The organism is Pseudomonas sp. JBR1 (assembly GCF_028198185.1).
Lineage (GTDB): Bacteria > Pseudomonadota > Gammaproteobacteria > Pseudomonadales > Pseudomonadaceae > Chryseomonas > Chryseomonas oryzihabitans_E.
The window spans coordinates 1,642,315-1,657,347 of sequence record NZ_CP116340.1 but is presented as its reverse complement, the minus strand read 5'-3'; the positions used below and the strand labels follow the sequence as shown (position 1 = coordinate 1,657,347).

At 66.1% G+C, this 15,033-nt stretch carries 16 protein-coding genes; 12 read left to right on the top strand and 4 right to left on the bottom strand.

What is annotated here, in order from left to right:
* Window positions 1-186: 186 nt before the first annotated feature.
* Window positions 187-3,021, bottom strand: coding sequence for an RNA polymerase-associated protein RapA (gene rapA, locus PJ259_RS07680; RefSeq protein ID WP_271655347.1), 2,835 nt, complete (start codon window positions 3,019-3,021; stop codon window positions 187-189).
* A 106-nt stretch (window positions 3,022-3,127) separates the two neighbouring features.
* Between rapA and PJ259_RS07675 the strand changes: the two genes are divergently transcribed.
* The 4 genes from PJ259_RS07675 to PJ259_RS07660 all read left to right on the top strand — a co-directional run bounded on the left by PJ259_RS07675 (window position 3,128) and on the right by PJ259_RS07660 (window position 4,713).
* Entirely contained in the window at window positions 3,128-3,394 is a 267-nt protein-coding gene (locus PJ259_RS07675) for a hypothetical protein (RefSeq protein ID WP_017642152.1), read from the top strand.
* Window positions 3,395-3,397: 3 nt separating this feature from the next.
* A complete protein-coding gene (locus PJ259_RS07670) occupies window positions 3,398-3,982 on the top strand; it encodes an alpha-ketoglutarate-dependent dioxygenase AlkB family protein (RefSeq protein ID WP_271655346.1) in 585 nt (194 codons plus the stop codon).
* Complete coding sequence (locus PJ259_RS07665) at window positions 3,979-4,137, top strand: hypothetical protein (RefSeq protein ID WP_017642154.1); 159 nt, start codon at window positions 3,979-3,981, stop codon at window positions 4,135-4,137. The genes PJ259_RS07670 and PJ259_RS07665 overlap by 4 nt, the downstream gene beginning before the upstream one ends.
* 129 nt (window positions 4,138-4,266) lie before the next feature.
* On the top strand, window positions 4,267-4,713 hold the full coding sequence (locus PJ259_RS07660; protein WP_059315459.1) for an Hsp20 family protein: 447 nt from the start codon (window positions 4,267-4,269) through the stop codon (window positions 4,711-4,713).
* A gap of 65 nt (window positions 4,714-4,778) precedes the next feature.
* Here PJ259_RS07660 and PJ259_RS07655 read toward each other — a convergent pair whose 3' ends face one another.
* Window positions 4,779-5,687 (bottom strand): LysR family transcriptional regulator, encoded by a 909-nt coding sequence (locus PJ259_RS07655; RefSeq protein ID WP_271655345.1) that lies wholly within the window; start codon window positions 5,685-5,687, stop codon window positions 4,779-4,781.
* A 91-nt stretch (window positions 5,688-5,778) separates the two neighbouring features.
* Here PJ259_RS07655 and PJ259_RS07650 point away from each other — a divergent pair, with 91 nt between their 5' ends.
* Genes PJ259_RS07650 through aroQ form a run of 6 tightly spaced genes read left to right on the top strand, consistent with a single transcriptional unit; the run spans window position 5,779 to window position 10,087 of the window.
* Window positions 5,779-6,729: a ketopantoate reductase family protein gene (locus PJ259_RS07650; protein ID WP_271655344.1), complete on the top strand. Its 951-nt coding sequence runs from the start codon at window positions 5,779-5,781 to the stop codon at window positions 6,727-6,729.
* The gene (locus PJ259_RS07645) at window positions 6,726-7,121 is read left to right on the top strand and encodes a VOC family protein (protein ID WP_160923511.1); all 396 of its coding nucleotides are present in this window, start codon (window positions 6,726-6,728) and stop codon (window positions 7,119-7,121) included. Before PJ259_RS07650 ends, PJ259_RS07645 begins: the two co-directional genes overlap by 4 nt.
* 8 nt (window positions 7,122-7,129) lie before the next feature.
* On the top strand, window positions 7,130-7,588 hold the full coding sequence (locus PJ259_RS07640) for a MaoC family dehydratase (RefSeq protein WP_271655343.1): 459 nt from the start codon (window positions 7,130-7,132) through the stop codon (window positions 7,586-7,588).
* Window positions 7,585-8,817 carry a CaiB/BaiF CoA transferase family protein gene (locus PJ259_RS07635; RefSeq protein WP_271655342.1) on the top strand — a complete coding sequence of 411 codons (1,233 nt, stop codon included), beginning with the start codon at window positions 7,585-7,587 and terminating at the stop codon, window positions 8,815-8,817. The genes PJ259_RS07640 and PJ259_RS07635 overlap by 4 nt, the downstream gene beginning before the upstream one ends.
* On the top strand, window positions 8,814-9,632 hold the full coding sequence (gene aroE / locus PJ259_RS07630; RefSeq protein ID WP_271655341.1) for a shikimate dehydrogenase: 819 nt from the start codon (window positions 8,814-8,816) through the stop codon (window positions 9,630-9,632). Before PJ259_RS07635 ends, aroE begins: the two co-directional genes overlap by 4 nt.
* Before the next feature lie 8 nt (window positions 9,633-9,640).
* Window positions 9,641-10,087 carry a type II 3-dehydroquinate dehydratase gene (aroQ, locus tag PJ259_RS07625; RefSeq protein ID WP_271655340.1) on the top strand — a complete coding sequence of 149 codons (447 nt, stop codon included), beginning with the start codon at window positions 9,641-9,643 and terminating at the stop codon, window positions 10,085-10,087.
* 313 nt (window positions 10,088-10,400) lie between these two features.
* On the opposite strand, the gene PJ259_RS07620 is transcribed toward aroQ, so the two are convergent.
* Together PJ259_RS07620 and PJ259_RS07615 are read right to left on the bottom strand one after the other, a co-directional pair.
* Window positions 10,401-11,231 (bottom strand): GNAT family N-acetyltransferase, encoded by an 831-nt coding sequence (locus tag PJ259_RS07620; protein WP_271655339.1) that lies wholly within the window; start codon window positions 11,229-11,231, stop codon window positions 10,401-10,403.
* Window positions 11,222-11,743 (bottom strand): cupin domain-containing protein, encoded by a 522-nt coding sequence (locus tag PJ259_RS07615; protein ID WP_271655338.1) that lies wholly within the window; start codon window positions 11,741-11,743, stop codon window positions 11,222-11,224. The genes PJ259_RS07620 and PJ259_RS07615 overlap by 10 nt, the downstream gene beginning before the upstream one ends.
* 88 nt (window positions 11,744-11,831) lie before the next feature.
* On the opposite strand from PJ259_RS07615, the gene PJ259_RS07610 reads away from it, so the two are divergent.
* Together PJ259_RS07610 and PJ259_RS07605 are read left to right on the top strand one after the other, a co-directional pair.
* The gene (locus PJ259_RS07610; RefSeq protein ID WP_271655337.1) at window positions 11,832-14,057 is read left to right on the top strand and encodes an ABC transporter substrate-binding protein; all 2,226 of its coding nucleotides are present in this window, start codon (window positions 11,832-11,834) and stop codon (window positions 14,055-14,057) included.
* On the top strand, window positions 14,054-15,031 hold the full coding sequence (locus PJ259_RS07605; RefSeq protein WP_271655336.1) for an ABC transporter permease: 978 nt from the start codon (window positions 14,054-14,056) through the stop codon (window positions 15,029-15,031). Before PJ259_RS07610 ends, PJ259_RS07605 begins: the two co-directional genes overlap by 4 nt.
* The last annotated feature ends 2 nt before the right edge of the window (window positions 15,032-15,033 follow it).

The following is a 15,033-nucleotide window of genomic DNA, read 5'->3' as shown; positions in this document are numbered from 1 at the left end:
AAGGCTACGCCGTTTTCCACGCTACGGGGCTGAGCGGTTCCGTAGGTTGGGTTGAGCGCCAGCGAAGCCCAGCATTGATTCCCAGTTAAAGCACTCGCGGCCATGGGCCGCTCCTACAGAACTGTAGGAGCGGCCCATGGCCGCGATAGGTATCGCTAAACGGCTTCGTTAACGAAGCCCTTCCACTCAACCCGCCACCAGCACCCGAATGGCTTCCAGGCGCAGCGAAGCCTTGTCCAGGTAGGTCAGGCCTTCTTCGCGCTGCTGGCGCAGCCGGTCGATCTCGTCCTGGCGGACGCTGGAGTTGACCGCGCGCAGGGCCTCCAGGCGGGCGATCTCCTCGTCCATGCCCGAGAGGTACGCCTGGCGCGCCTTGGCGACGCGTTCCTCGTGGCGGGGCAGGGCCTTGCCTTCGCCGCCGCCGATCAGCTTGGCCAGGGAGTCGCGCTGGGCCTGGACAAACTTGTTGGCGCTGGTGCGCGGCACGCTTTCCAGTTGATCGTTGAGGGTCTCGAAGGCCACCCGGGCGGCCAGGTCGTTGCCGTTGGCGTCCAGCAGGCAGCGGATCGCCAGCGGCGGCAGGTAGCGACCCAGCTGCAGGGCGCGCGGCGCCACCGCCTCGCTGATGTAGATCAGCTCCAGCAGCACGGTGCCCGGCTTGAGCGCCTTGTTCTTGATCAGCGCCACGGCGGTGTTGCCCATGGAGCCGGACATCACCAGATCCATGCCGCCCTGGGCCATGGGGTGTTCCCAGGTCAGGAACTGCATGTCCTCGCGGACCAGGGCCACGTTACGGTCGTAGGTGATGGTCACGCCTTCGTCGTCGCCGAGGGGGAAGCCGGCGTCGAGCATCTTCTCGCTGGGCTTGAGGATCAGGGCGTTGTCGGAATGGTCCTCGCTGTCGATGCCAAAGGCATTGAACAGCTCTTCCATGTACATCGGCAGGGCGAACTGGTCGTCCTGTTCGAGGATGTCCTCGACCAGTTGCTCGCCGGCACCGGCGCCAGAGGAGTTGAGTTCCAGCAAGCGGTCACGGCCGTTGTGCAGCTCGGTTTCCAGGGTGGCACGGGCTTCGGCGCCCTGTTCCAGAAGGGTCTGCCAGGCGGCGTCGTCGCCACCGGCCAGTTGCTCGTCCAGCTCGCTGGCGAAGCGCGCCTGCAGGGCGCTGCCAGTGGGCGAGGTGGCCAGGAAGGCGTTGAGCGCCTGGTGGTACCACTGGAACTGCCGCTCCTGGCGGCTGCCTTCTAGGTAGGGCACGTGCAGCTGGATGGTGTGGCGCTGGCCGATCCGGTCCAGACGGCCGATGCGCTGCTCCAGCAGGTCCGGGTGGGCCGGCAGGTCGAACAGCACCAGGTGATGGGCGAACTGGAAGTTGCGGCCTTCACTGCCGATCTCGGAGCAGATCAGCACCTGTGCGCCGAATTCCTCATCGGCGAAGTAGGCGGCGGCGCGGTCGCGTTCGAGGATGCTCATGCCCTCGTGGAACACCGTGGTCGGGATGCCGGACTTCAGGCGCAGGGCATCTTCCAGATCCAGGGCGGTTTCCATGCGCGCGCAGATGACCAGCACCTTATGCGGCTTGATCGCCTTGAGGGTGTCGATCAGCCACTCGACGCGGCCGTCGTGGCGCCACCAGCGATCGTTGTCGTCTTCCGGCGCGAATTCGGTTTCCGGTTGCAGTGACTGGCCGGGCATGACGCCTTCGTCCAGATAGGCATCCGGGAAGGGCAGGGCATGGGCATGCAATTCGCGCTCGGGAAAGCCCTTGACCGCGGCGCGGGTGTTGCGGAACAGCACGCGGCCGGTGCCGTGGCGATCCAGCAGTTCGCGGACCAGGCGGGCACGGGCATCGGCATCACCGGCTGCGGCGGCGGCCAGCAGGGTCTCGCCTTCCTGGCCGAGGAAGCCACCGATGGCATCCTGGGCCGCCGGGCTCAGGGCACCGGCATCGAGCAATTCCTGCACGGCTTCGGCGACCGGGCGGTAGTGCTGGGACTCCTGCTGGAAGGCGGCGAAGTCATGGAAGCGGCTGGGATCGAGCAGGCGCAGACGAGCGAAGTGGCTGTCCTGGCCCAGCTGCTCGGGGGTCGCGGTGAGCAGCAGTACTCCGGGGATGACCTCACCCAGTTGTTCGACCAGACTGTATTCGCGGCTGGCGCCCTCGGGGTGCCAGACCAGGTGGTGGGCTTCGTCGACCACCAGCAGGCCCCAACCGGCGGCGAAGGCGGCATCCTGGGCCTTCTCGTCGCGCACCAGCCAGTCCAGGGAGACCAGGGCGAGCTGGGCATCCTCGAAGGGATTGCCGTCTTCGCTGGCCATGAAGCGCTCGGCGTCGAACAGCGCGACTTCCAGATTGAAGCGGCGGCGCATCTCCACCAGCCACTGGTGCTGGAGATTTTCCGGGACCAGGATCAGCACCCGGCTGGCGCGACCGCTGAGGAGCTGGCGATGGATCACCAGACCGGCCTCGATGGTCTTGCCCAGGCCTACTTCATCGGCCAGCAGGACGCGTGGCGCGACGCGGTCGGCCACGCTGCGGGCGATGTGCAGCTGGTGCGGGATCGGTTGGGCGCGGACACCGCCCAGGCCCCAGAGGCTGGACTGCAGCAGGCGGTTGCGGTGCTCGTGGGTGTGGTAGCGCAGGCCGAACCAGGGCAGGGGATCGATCTGCCCGGCGAACAGGCGATCGCTGGCCAGGCGGAACTGGATGAAGTTCGACAGCTGGGCCTCGGGCACGCTGCGTGCCTCGCGCTCCGCGGTGAAGCCGTGATAGGTCAGCAGGCCATCCTCTTCGGAAACCTCCCGCACGGTGAGCTTCCAGCCCTCGAAATGCGTCACCTCGTCGCCCGGGGCGAAGCGCACCCGGGTCAGGGGCGCATTGCGCTGGGCATACTGGCGCGTCTCACCGGTGGCTGGATAGAGCACCGTGAGCAGGCGGCCGTCCAGGGCCAGGATGGTTCCCAGGCCCAGTTCGGCCTCGCTGTCACTGATCCAGCGTTGTCCCGGTTGATGTGACGCCATGTAGAAGCCTCTCCCCTGCTATCAAAAAGCCGGCTATTTTAGCCAAAGCGGAGTCATAAGCCCAACCTGCTGTTTGCCGCAGGCCGCTAAATTCGAGGTGCCCGTCATGATCCCCATCATTCCACCCCTTGGCGTGACCCCACCGAACCAGTTGGACCCGGCCCCGGTACGCCCACCCGTGGCCCCGGTGGCGCCCGTGGAACCGGCGGCCGAGACGGCCCATGCGCCCCTGGAAGACGAAGCCACCCTGGATCGCGAGGCGCGTCGCCGCCGCCGGCAGCGCGAGGCCCTGCGCCAGGGCCTCGGCGCCGAACGTGCCCAGGCCCTGGAAGAGCCGGAGCAGGTGGGCGTCCAGGTGGATCTGCGGGTCTAGCCCATGGTCGAGCACCTGGAGCTGAAAGACGCCGAGCTGGCCTTCTACCCGCAGTGGCTACCTCTGGAACAAGCCGACGCCTGGTTGCAGCAGCTGGAGGACGAAACCCCCTGGAGCCAGCCGCAGGTGCGGGTGTTCGGCCGCTGGCATCCGGTGCCGCGACAGGTCGCCTGGTACGCCGATGCAGGGGTCGTCTACGGCTATGCCGGCCTGGATCATGCCGCCTTGCCCTGGACGCCACTGCTGCAGCGGATCCGCGAAGCCGTCGAGGCGGCTTGTGGCCACGGCTTCAATGGCGTGCTGCTCAACCGCTATCGCGACGGCCAGGACTCCATGGGCTGGCACAGCGACGACGAAGCCAGTCTCGGCCCCAATCCGCTGATCGCCTCGCTCAACCTGGGTGCTGCGCGACGTTTCGATTTCCGCCGCAAGGGCAGCAGCCGCATTGGCCATTCCCTGGAACTCGGTCACGGCAGCCTGCTGGTCATGGGCGGCGCGACCCAGCATCATTGGCAGCACCAGATCGCCAAGACCCGCAAAGCCAGCGGAGTACGGCTGAATCTCACCTTTCGCCGGATAGCCACATGAGCGACGACAGCAACCTCATCGACTTCACTACCGAGCGCGGCAAGCGCATCCACGACCTCAAGGAGCGTCGCCTGCAGGAGGTGCGCTCGGCCTTCGAGCAGGCGCTGCCGCTGGCCGCAGCCAAGAAGAAAAAGCGCAAGCCGAAGAAGAAATAGCGTCACTACCGTTCGTCGGGATTGGCCCTTGAAATTTGTTGGGGAATTCCTATCTAGGTTCGTGCGGGATGCCGAAGTCGGGTCCCGCAGGCAATACCGAAACTTGCTGAACCTATCAGGAGATTCACCATGAGCAACGTACTGTCCCTGGCCCCGCTGTTCCGTCATTCCGTTGGCTTCGACCGGTTCAACGACCTGTTCGAATCCGCCCTGCGCAACGACGCTGGCAGCTCCTATCCGCCCTACAACGTCGAGAAGCACGGTGACGACCAGTATCGCATCGTGATCGCCGCCGCCGGTCTCCAGGAAGATGACCTGGAAATCGAAGTCGAGCGTGGCGTTCTCACCGTCAAGGGCGGCCGGCGCGAAAACAGCGCCGAGAGCGTGACCTTCCTGCATCAGGGCATCGCCCAACGCGCCTTCAAGCTGTCCTTCCGCCTCGCCGACCATATCGAGGTGCAGGGCGCCGATCTCAAGCATGGCCTGCTGAGCATCGAGCTGGTGCGGGTGATCCCGGAAGAAGCCAAGCCCAAGCGCATCGCCATCTCCGGCCAGCGCCCGGCCCTGGACAACTGATCGTCCAGGCGTCCTGCCCCAAAGCCCCAGCCCTGAGCTGGGGCTTTTTCGTTTCCGGCCCTGTGCTAGCGCCCGTGGCCGAAGAGCTCCATCAGCACCCCACGTAGCCAGCGATTGCCGGCATCCTGGTGATAGCGCGCATGCCAGTGCTGCCTGACCGCGAAGCCCTCGATCGGCACCGGGCACTCATGGACCTTGAGACCATAGGTGGCCGCGAGGGTGGTGCCGATATGCCGGGGCAGGGTGACGATGAGATCGGAGCTACCCACCACCGCGCCGACGCCGAGAAAGCCGGGTAACTCCAGCACGATCCGGCGCTGCACCTCGGCTCTGACCAGGCCGGCTTCCAATAGCTTCTGGCCGGTTCCGGCACTCACCAGTACATGACCCTCCCGGGCATAGGCCGTCGCCGTCAGGCGCGCTCCAAGCCGGGGATGGCTGGCGCTGACCAGGCAGACCCAATCCTGGGGAAAGAGCAGCTGCTGATAGAGACTGCCACCCAGCCAGGGGATGAAGCCGATTGCCAGGTCGGCTTCGCCGATCTCCAGCGCCTGTTCGGTATTGCCATCGATCCGCGCGACCTCCAGGCGTACGCCGGGCGCCACCTCGCGCAGGTGCGCCAGTATCCGTGGCAGCAGGGTGATGTGGCTGGCATCGCTCAGGCAGAGGCGAAACAGCCGCTGGGCGGTGGCGGGCTCGAAGGCGACCTCCCAGGCGACCAGGCGGCGCAGGGATTCGAGGACTTCGCGACAGGGCGTGATCAGGGCTTCGGCCTGGGGCGTGGGCTTCATGCCACCCGGGGTGCGCACGAACAGCGGGTCGCGCAGCTGGCGGCGCAGCTTGCCGAGCCAGAGGCTGATGGTGGGCTGGCTCTGGCCCAGTTGCTCGGCGGCGCGGGTGACGCTGCCGGTGCGATAGAGCACCTCGAACAACATCAGCAGCTTGGGTTCGGGCAGGCCGTCCGTGGGGAGCATTATCAGCTTTCCTGATAGGCGGATTGAGGTCTTTGTATAGCTCAATAGAATCCCCAGGCCTAGGGTAGGGCGCTAATCAGGAGCCTCTGCCATGAAAATCTGCATCCTCGGAGCCGGTGCCCTGGGCAGCACCTTTGGTGCCTGGCTGAGCGAGGCCGGGCATGACACCTGGCTGCTCAACCGGCCCAATGCCCATCTCGACGCGATAGCGCACGACGGCCTTGAGGTTACGACCGCCGACGGCACGCGCCGGCTTCAGGTGCGGACCGCGGTGGATGCCGAAGCGGTCGGCGTGGTCGATCTGGTGGTGGTGCTGGTCAAGTCCTTCGCCACTACCGCGGCCATGACCCAGGCCCGGGCGCTGGTCGGTCCCCATACCCTGGTGCTGTCGCTGCAGAACGGCCTCGGTCACGAAGAACTGCTGGCGGAGATCGTCGGGCAGGAGCGGGTGATCGCCGGCAAGACCTATGTCGGCGGCGTGCTGCTGGGGCCCGGTCGGATCCGCAGCGGGGTCGTGGGCAAGCGCACGATCATCGGTGAGCTCGATGGTCAGCTCTCGGCGCGCGTCCAGGCCGTTGCCGAGGTCTTCGACAATGCGGGACTGGCCACTACCGTCAGCGGCAACATCCTCGGCACCCTCTGGGACAAGCTGCTGGTCAACGTCGCCACCGGCGCCCTCACCGGCATCACCCAGCTCACCTATGGCCAGCTCTACAGCGAGCCGCTGCTGCGCGATGTGGCGCTGCAGGCGGTGGGTGAGGCCATCGCCGTGGCCCGCATCGCCGGGGTCGAGCTGACCCTGCGGGAGCCGCAGGCTGCCTGGGAGCTGGCGCGCGATGGGTTGCCGACGTCCTTCAAGACGTCCCTGCTGCAGAGCTTGCAGAAGGGCTCCATCACCGAAATCGACTTCATCAACGGCGCGGTGGTGCGGCTCGGCCAGCAGTACCGCGTGCCCACACCGGTCAACGCCACCCTGGTCGCCTGCATCAAGGGCATCGAGCGCGCCCTGGCCGACCGACAACGAGAGGACGCGACAGCATGAGCATTCCCAAGGCCTATCTGGAACACGTGGCCATCTGGGTCAAGGACATCCACTGGCACATCCGCTTCTTCCACGAGGTGTTCGGCATGACCCTGCGCGAGGTGCAGGGCACGGTCGAGGAGCCCAGTCAGTACTGGACGCTGGGCGGGATGCAGTTCATGAGCAAGCCGGACTTCGCAGGCCCGGAAGGGCGCCTGGGCCACCTGGGGCTGATGTGCGAGGACCTCGACGCCGCCCTGGCCGCCGCCCGGCGCTTCGAGGGGGTGGAGCAGTTGCCCCAGGGCCCCAACTGGTTGCGCCTGCCCGATGGCCTGGCGCTGGAATTCATCCAGGCCGTGCCGGCCCGCGCCGTGCACGACGCCCTGGCCGTCAACGCCCGTCAAGCCGAGTGACAGCGACCATGACCGTACAAGAAAAATACTTCGAGGATGCCCACGAAGGCGACGAGGCGCTCACGCCGACTTACCAGGTCACCAGGGAGCGCATCCTGGCCTATGCCGACCTCACCGGTGACCATACCCCGGTCCATGTCGACGAGGCCTATGCCAACGCCAGTCACTTCGGCGGCCTGGTCGCCCATGGCCTGATGGGGTTGTCCATCGCCGACGGCCTCAAGACCCAGTGCGACTACCGCTTCCTGCCAGGGATGTCGCTGGGCTGGACCTGGGACTTCCTCCTGCCGATCCGCGTCGGCGACGAATTGCACGTCAGGCTGCGCGTGGGGTCCATGCGCCTGAGCAAGAGCAAGCCGGGCTGGGGCATCGTGGTGCTGCCGTCCGAGCTGATCAACCAGAAGGGTGAGGTCGTCCAGCGCGGCGAGCACCGGCTGATGGTGCCGCGGCGGGAAGGCGTCGTATGAGCCAGCCACTGCCGCTGCACGGCCTGAGGGTCATCGACTACAGCCACTTCCTCGCCGGCCCCTATGTGGGGCGCTGCCTGGCGGCGCTGGGCGCCGAGGTGATCAAGGTGGAGCGCCCGGGCAGTGGCGATGCCGGCCGCCAGCACGCCTTCGTCCTCGATGACCAGCAGAGCGGCTACTTCCTGCAACTCAACATGGGCAAGCAGGGCGTCAGCGTCAACATGAAGGACCCGCGCGGCAAGGCCTTCATGCAGCAGCTCTGCGACAGCGCCGACGTCTTCATCGAGAACTACCGACCCGGCGCCCTGGACAGGCTCGGCCTGGGTTACGCGGAGCTTTCGGCGCGCAATCCGCGGTTGGTGTATTGCTCGATCTCGGCCTACGGCCATACCGGACCCGACGCCCACCGCGCCGGCTTCGGGCTGATCGCCGAGGCCAAGAGCGGCATCATGCAGATGGTCGGCACGCCGGGCGAGGCGCCGCCGCTGCTGCGCATCTCCCTGGGCGACATGTACACCGGCGCCCACGCGGTGGCTGCCATCAATGCGGCGCTGCTGGGACGGGTCACGAGCGGGCGCGGCCAGCACATCGACATGGCGCTGTATGACACCCTGGTATCGATGCACGAATACGCGGTGCAGTGCTACACCCTGTCCGACGGCGAGATCCTGCCGCAGCAGACCGGTCATGACATGCCCACCTCGACCCTCTATGGCGTGTTTCGCGCCCAGGACGGCGACCTGGTCATCGCCGCCCAGGTGGACGACTCCTGGAAGCGCTTCGCCGCCTTGGTCGAGCAGGACGCGGGCCAGCCGGGTTTTGGCAGTGACGTTCGCTTCCACACCTCCACCGGCCGCAACGCCCATCGCGAAGCCATCCTGCCCATCGTCAAGGCCTGGGTGGCAGCCAATCCGGTGGCGCGGCTGTTGGCGCTGCTCGATGAGATCGACGTGCCCTGCGCTAAGGTGCAGCGCATCGACGAGGTGATCGAGGATCCCCAGATCAAGGCGCGCGGCATGATCCAGGAGCAACAGCACCCACGCTTCGGCACCTTGCGTATGCCCAATCTGCCATTCCGCTTTTCCGAGTGCGACACCACCATCCAGCAGGTGGCGCCGGATCTCGGCGAGCACAATGCCATGGTGGCCCAGAGCCTGGGCTACAGCGCGGAAGAGATTGCCCAGCTGCAGGCCGAGGGCGTGCTCTTCAGCCAGGAGCCCTGCGCATGACCGACCACTACGCGGTGATCGGCCGCCCGATCAACCACACCAAGTCGCCGCTGATCCATGGCCTGTTCGCCGCCACCACCGGGCAAGACCTGGAATACGGCGCCATCGAGGGCTCGCCGGAGGACTTCGCCGGCGACGTGCAGCGCTTTCGCGCCCAGGGCGGGCAGGGCCTGAACGTAACCGCGCCGTTCAAGCTGCAGGCCTTCCAGCTGGCCACCGAGTCCAGCGAAAGGGCACGTCTGGCCCGGGCGGCCAACGCCCTGAAGTTCGAGGGCGAGCGGGTGCTGGCGGAGAACTTCGACGGCATCGGCCTGCTGCGCGACCTCGAGGTCAACCTCGGCCAGCCCCTGGCTGGCAAGCGGGTGCTGTTGCTGGGTGCCGGTGGTGCGGTGCGCGGCGCCTTGTTGCCCTTGCTCGCAGCGGGGCCGACGGAGCTGGTGCTGGTCAATCGCGACGGGCAAAAGGCGACGGCGCTCGCCCAGGAGGTCGACCATCCGCTGCTCAGCCTAAAGAGCTACGCGGTGTTGGAAGGGGAGACATTCGATCTGGTGATCAATGCCACCTCGGCCAGTCTGGTCGGCGAATTGCCGCCGGTGCCGGCAGGCGTCTTCGCCCGGGCCGCGCTGGCCTACGAGCTGGCCTATGGCAAGGGGCTGACGCCTTTCCTGCGTCTCGCCCGCGAACAAGGCGTGGCGCAGCTGGCGGACGGTGTGGGCATGCTGGTGGAACAGGCCGCCGAAGCCTTCGCCTGGTGGCGCGGCGTGCGCCCTGAGACCCGGCCGGTCATCGACCAACTGACCCTTCCCCTGACCTGAGCGGACCCATGAAGATCCTGATGCTGCACGGTATCAACCACAACATGTTCGGCAAGCGCGATCCGCTGCAGTACGGCACCGTGACCCTGGCCGAGATCGACCCCCGGCTGGTGGCCCTCGGCGCGGAACTGGGCGTCGCGGTGGAAAGCTTCCAGAGCAACCACGAGGGGGCGATGGTGGAGCGCATCCATCGTGGCTATGAGGAGGGCGTCGACGCGGTACTGATCAACGCTGGCGCCTGGACCCACTACAGCTACGGCATCCGCGACGCCCTGGCGATCCTCACCGTACCGGTGGTGGAGCTGCACATGTCCAACATCCATGCGCGGGAAAGCTTCCGCCATCACTCGGTGTTCGCCGAGATCGTGCTGGGCCAGATCGCCGGCTTCGGGGTGGATAGCTATCTGTTGGCGCTGCGTGCGGCGGTGAGCGCGGCCCAGGCGCGTAAAGCCTGAGCCGCCGACCCTCTCCCAAATGGAGAGGGGGTGCTCCCACAGATCCCGTGTAGAGTGGAAAACCGCGCAGCGTTTTCCACGCGCAAAGGTGTTGGCCGAGGTCATGTTGGGCTTCGCTGCGCTAAACCCAACCTACGGTAGGGTTTCGTAGGTTGGGTTGAGGCGGCTCCATCGCCGAAGCCCAACGGCCGGGTAAGAAGTCTTGCGTAGGCTATCGCGGCCATGGGTCGCTCCTACACTGTAGGAGCGGCCCATGGCCGCGATAAATCCGGGTAGGGAGGCGCACGTTTTCCTGAACATGAGAGCCAAATTGCTATCCTCTGCCAGCACCTGCCCACAGCAGGGTGCCTATGCCGCCCTCTACGGCGAACCCCGCCTTGGCATAGAGCCGTTGGGCGTGATGTTCGCTTTCCGCCACGATCACGAAGGCGTCCACGCGATGTCGTTGGTGCCGAAGCACCGTGCCGAGCAAGGCCTGGCAGAGTCCGCGCCGACGCCAGTCCACCCGCGTGGTAACCGCTTGGAAACGGCCCAGTCGGCCCAGGCGATAGAGGCCAAGATAGGCCAGCAGCCGCTCCTCGCTATCGAATACACCCCACCAGTCGCCCAGGCCGCTGTCGCTCAGTGATCGATAGCGTCGCGCCTGGTAATCCAGATAGCGCCGGTGCGCTTCTGGATGTTCCGCGCCCGGAGTCACCTCTGCCTGGAGCTCACGCCACTGTTGCCAATCGGTGGGCTGTTGGAAGGTTCTGACGTGAAGTCCTTCAGGCAAGACCGGGGCGGGTTGCAGGGCATCGGCGGCCAGACGCATCCAGACCAGGCGCTGATAATCGTAGCCGCAAGGCACGTCCGAGGGTGGCGCCTTGGCCTGCTGCTCTGGCCAGACGAAAGCACGATGCCCCAGGGGCTGTGGGCTGCCGAGCAGCTGCTCGAAGTCCGCGGACCAGGCCAATACCTGCTGGGCGGTCGGGCGCTGGTCCAGCATGAGGTAGTTGCCGAAGTAGTAGTCGGGGCAGTCCGGTGTGCGGATCGCCACCTCATGCTCACCGTAGGTCAGGCAGGTATCGGGCGCCAATTGCAGCTGGGTGAGAAGTCCTGCGTTGGCGCGAATGGAGGCGGGGAGTCGCAACGGATTCACGGGCATTCGTCGTCCTCTCGTGGCGACAGTGCCTCACCCGAATGCGGCCCCAATTCTCGCTTGGGACACTCCCGCCACTGCTTGTCCCCAAGACTCTCGGTGTATTCCGGATGCAGCGGATAGTGCAGCCGATTGTCCGCCCGGCTGGTATCGCCCACCACCAGCAGCTCCACCGGCTCCGTGGTCTCGTTGATGAAGGTGTGGGCGACGCCGTCGCCGGCCTTGAAGCCTACGCCATCGCCCGGATCGAGTCGGTGGGCGTGGCCGTCGATCCAGGCCGTGGGGTGGCCCGCGATCACATAGATGAATTCGTCTTCGGTAGCCTCGGCATGGGGCCTTGAGGTACGCCGGCCAGGTGGCAGCAGTTCATGGTGGATGCCCAGGCGGGCGAAGCCGAAGTGGCGGCCGAAGGCGGCGCCCAGGGAAAAGCGCTCGTCACTGTCGGGATAACCGGGGCCATCGGGGGCCTGGAGCTGGGACCAGTGGACGATCTTGTCGAAATCTTTCCGGGATTGCATGGGGTGCTGCGCCTCGCGGGAAAATAGCTCAAGCTTAGTCGTTTAGGCCGGCGCTGCCGCCTCAGGTCCCTTTCGGTGCAGGAACGCGATGCCCAGACTGTCCAGACAACTCCTCGCACTGCTGACCCTGGTGCTGCTCGGTGGCTGTTCACCCGACGATACGCCGATCAACAGCCCCTACCGCGCCGGAGCCGAAGGCCAGAATACCCTCTATACCGCCTTTACCACCCGTTCGCCGAAGTACCTGGATCCGGCCAGTTCCTATTCCGGCGACGAGACCAACTTCACCTACAACATCTATGAGCCGCTCTATGGCTATCACTATCTCAAGCGGCCCTATGAGCTGATCGCCCGCGGCGCGGAGCGAGTGGTCGCACCCTATTACCTGGATGCCCAGGGCCGACGACTGCCGGACGATGCGCCGCCGGCGCAGATCGCCGAAAGCGTCTACGACATTCCCATCCGCCGTGATGCCCGCTATGCGCCGCATCCGGCCTTTGCCCGCGATGCCCAGGGCAATTACCGTTACTTCCCAATCAAGCCGGACGATCTGGCCGATCGCTACCAGATCCCCGACTTCCCCGAGACCGGCAGCCGCGCCCTGACCGCCGCCGACTATGCCTACGGCCTGCGCCGCCTGGCCAGTCCGCGGCTGGTCTCGCCCAGCTACGCCATCTTCGCCGAGCACCTGGTGGGCATGCAGGCGTTTGGCGATAGCCTGCGCGCCGCCGACAAGACCCTGCGCGCCGGCCTGCCCAAGGGCGCGCTGCTGCCTTGGCTGGACCTGCGCCAGGGCGAGTTGCCCGGGATAGAGGTGCTGGATGACCACACCCTGAGGTTGCGGGTGATCGGCAAATACCCCCAATTCAGCTACTGGCTGGCCACGACCTTTGCCGCGCCGGTGCCCTGGGAGGCGGATCGCTTCTACAGCCAGCCGGGCATGGCCGAGCACAACCTCAGCTTCAACAGCTGGCCGGTGGGTACCGGGCCCTATCGCCTGGCCGAATCCATTCCCAATCGCCGCCATGTGCTGGAGCGCAATCCCAACTACCGCGCCGATCCCTATCCCTGCGAAGGTGAGCCTGGTGATCGCGAGGAGGGTCGGCTGGACGACTGCGGCAAGCCCATGCCGCTGATCGACCGCGCGGTGTTCAGCCTGGAAAAGGAAGGGGTGCCGCTGATGGGCAAGTTCATCCAGGGCTACTACGATACCCCCCAGGTCGAGCGCGGCGAATATGGCGTGGCGCTGCGCACCAAGGCCGGCGATTCGGCCGATTCCGCCGACCTCTATCGCGAGCGCGGCCTCAAGTTGCCCACTGCGGTGGAGGCGTCCAACTGGTACCTGGGCTTCAACTGGCTGGATCCGGTGGTGGGGCAGGGCGCCACTCCCGAGCAGCAGGTGCGTAATCGCAAGCTGCGCCAGGCGCTGTCCATCGCCTTCGACTGGGAGAGCTACATCACCGTCTTCCTCAACGGCAACGGCCTGGTCGCCAATGGCCCGCTGCCGCCCGGTGTGCTGGGCTATGAGGCGTCGCCGGCCGGTACCAACCCGGTGGTCTACCGGTTGGTGGACGGCAAGCCCGAACGGCGGCCCATCGAAGACGCGCGGCAGCTGCTGGCCGAAGCCGGCTATCCCGATGGCCGCGATGCCAAGAGCGGGCGGCCGCTGATCCTGCAGTACGACGCCCAGAGCAGTGGCGACAGCGCCATGTTCGATTGGATGCGCCAGCAGACCGCCAAGCTGGGTATCCAGCTGGAGTTGCGCGGTTCGGACTACAACCGATTCCAGGACAAGATGCGCAAGGGCGCGGCGCAGATCTTCTTCTGGGGGTGGAATGCCGACTATCCCGACGCCGAGAACTTCCTGTTCCTTTTCTACGGCCCCCAGGGCAAGGCCAAGCATGGTGGCGAGAATGCCGGCAACTACAGCAATCCCGAGTACGACCGGCTGTTCGAGCAGATGAAGAGTCTCGACGACGGTCCCGAAAAGGTGGCGCTGATCCGGCGCATGGTCGCCATCGTGCAGCAGGATGCGCCCTGGCTGTTCGGCTGGAATCCCCTGTCGGCGGGTGCCTATCAGCAGTGGGTGTACAACGCCAAGCCGACCCAGATGGTGCGCGACCAACTGCGCTACCTGCGCCTGGATCCGGCCCTGCGTGAGCGCAAGGTCCAGGAGTGGAACCAACCGGTGCTCTGGCCACTGTGGCTGCTGCTGGGGCTTGCGCTGCTGCTGGTGTGGCCGGCCTGGCGCATCCTCCGGCGCCGTGAACGCCAGACCGCCTTTGGCGATTCGGCAGGGGAGAAGCGGCCATGATCGGCTATCTGCTGCGGCGCCTGGCCTATGGCGTGCTCATCCTCATCGGGGTGAACCTGCTCACCTTCGTGCTGTTCTTTGCCGTCAACACCCCGGACGACATGGCGCGCCTGGCGGTTGGCGGCAAGTACGTCACCGCCGATGCCATCGAAGACTGGAAGGCGGAGCACGGCTACGACAAGCCGCTGCTTATTAATACCACCCGTGAAGGGGTGGGGCGATTCACCGATACGCTCTTCTTCGAGCGCTCGGTGAAGCTGCTGGCCTTCGATTTCGGCACTTCCGACAGCGGTCGCAGTATCGCCCGGGAGATCGGCGAGCGCGCCGGGCCCAGCCTGGCGCTGGCGCTGCCGACTTTCGTGCTCGGCCTGGTCGCCAGCGTGGGCTTCGCCCTGCTGCTGGTGTTCTTTCGCGCCACCCGCCTGGACTTCTGGGGCGTGGTGCTCTGTGTGGTGCTGCTGTCGATCTCCTCGCTGTTCTACATCATCGCCGGTCAGTGGCTGTTCGCGAAGATCCTGCGGCTGGTGCCCTATTCGGGCTACGAGGAAGGCTGGAATCTGCTGCGCTTCCTGCTGCTGCCGGTGGTGGTGGCGGTGATCTCCGGCCTTGGCAGCCAGGCGCGCTTCTACCGCGCGCTGTTTCTCGAAGAGATCGGCAAGGACTATGTGCGCACCGCCCGCGCCAAGGGCCTGGCCGAGCGCCAGGTACTGCTGCGCCACGTGCTGCGCAATGCCGCGCTGCCGATTCTCACCGGCGTGGTCTCGGCCATCCCGCTGCTGATCATGGGCAGCCTGATCGCCGAGTCCTTCTTTGGCATCCCGGGCCTGGGCAGCTACACCATCGATGCCATCAACGGCCAGGACTTCGCCGTGGTCCGCACCATGGTGTTCCTGGGTTCGGTGCTCTACATCGTTGGGCTGATCCTGGCGGACCTGTCCTACACCCTCGCTGATCCGCGCGTTCGCTTTAGGTAGCC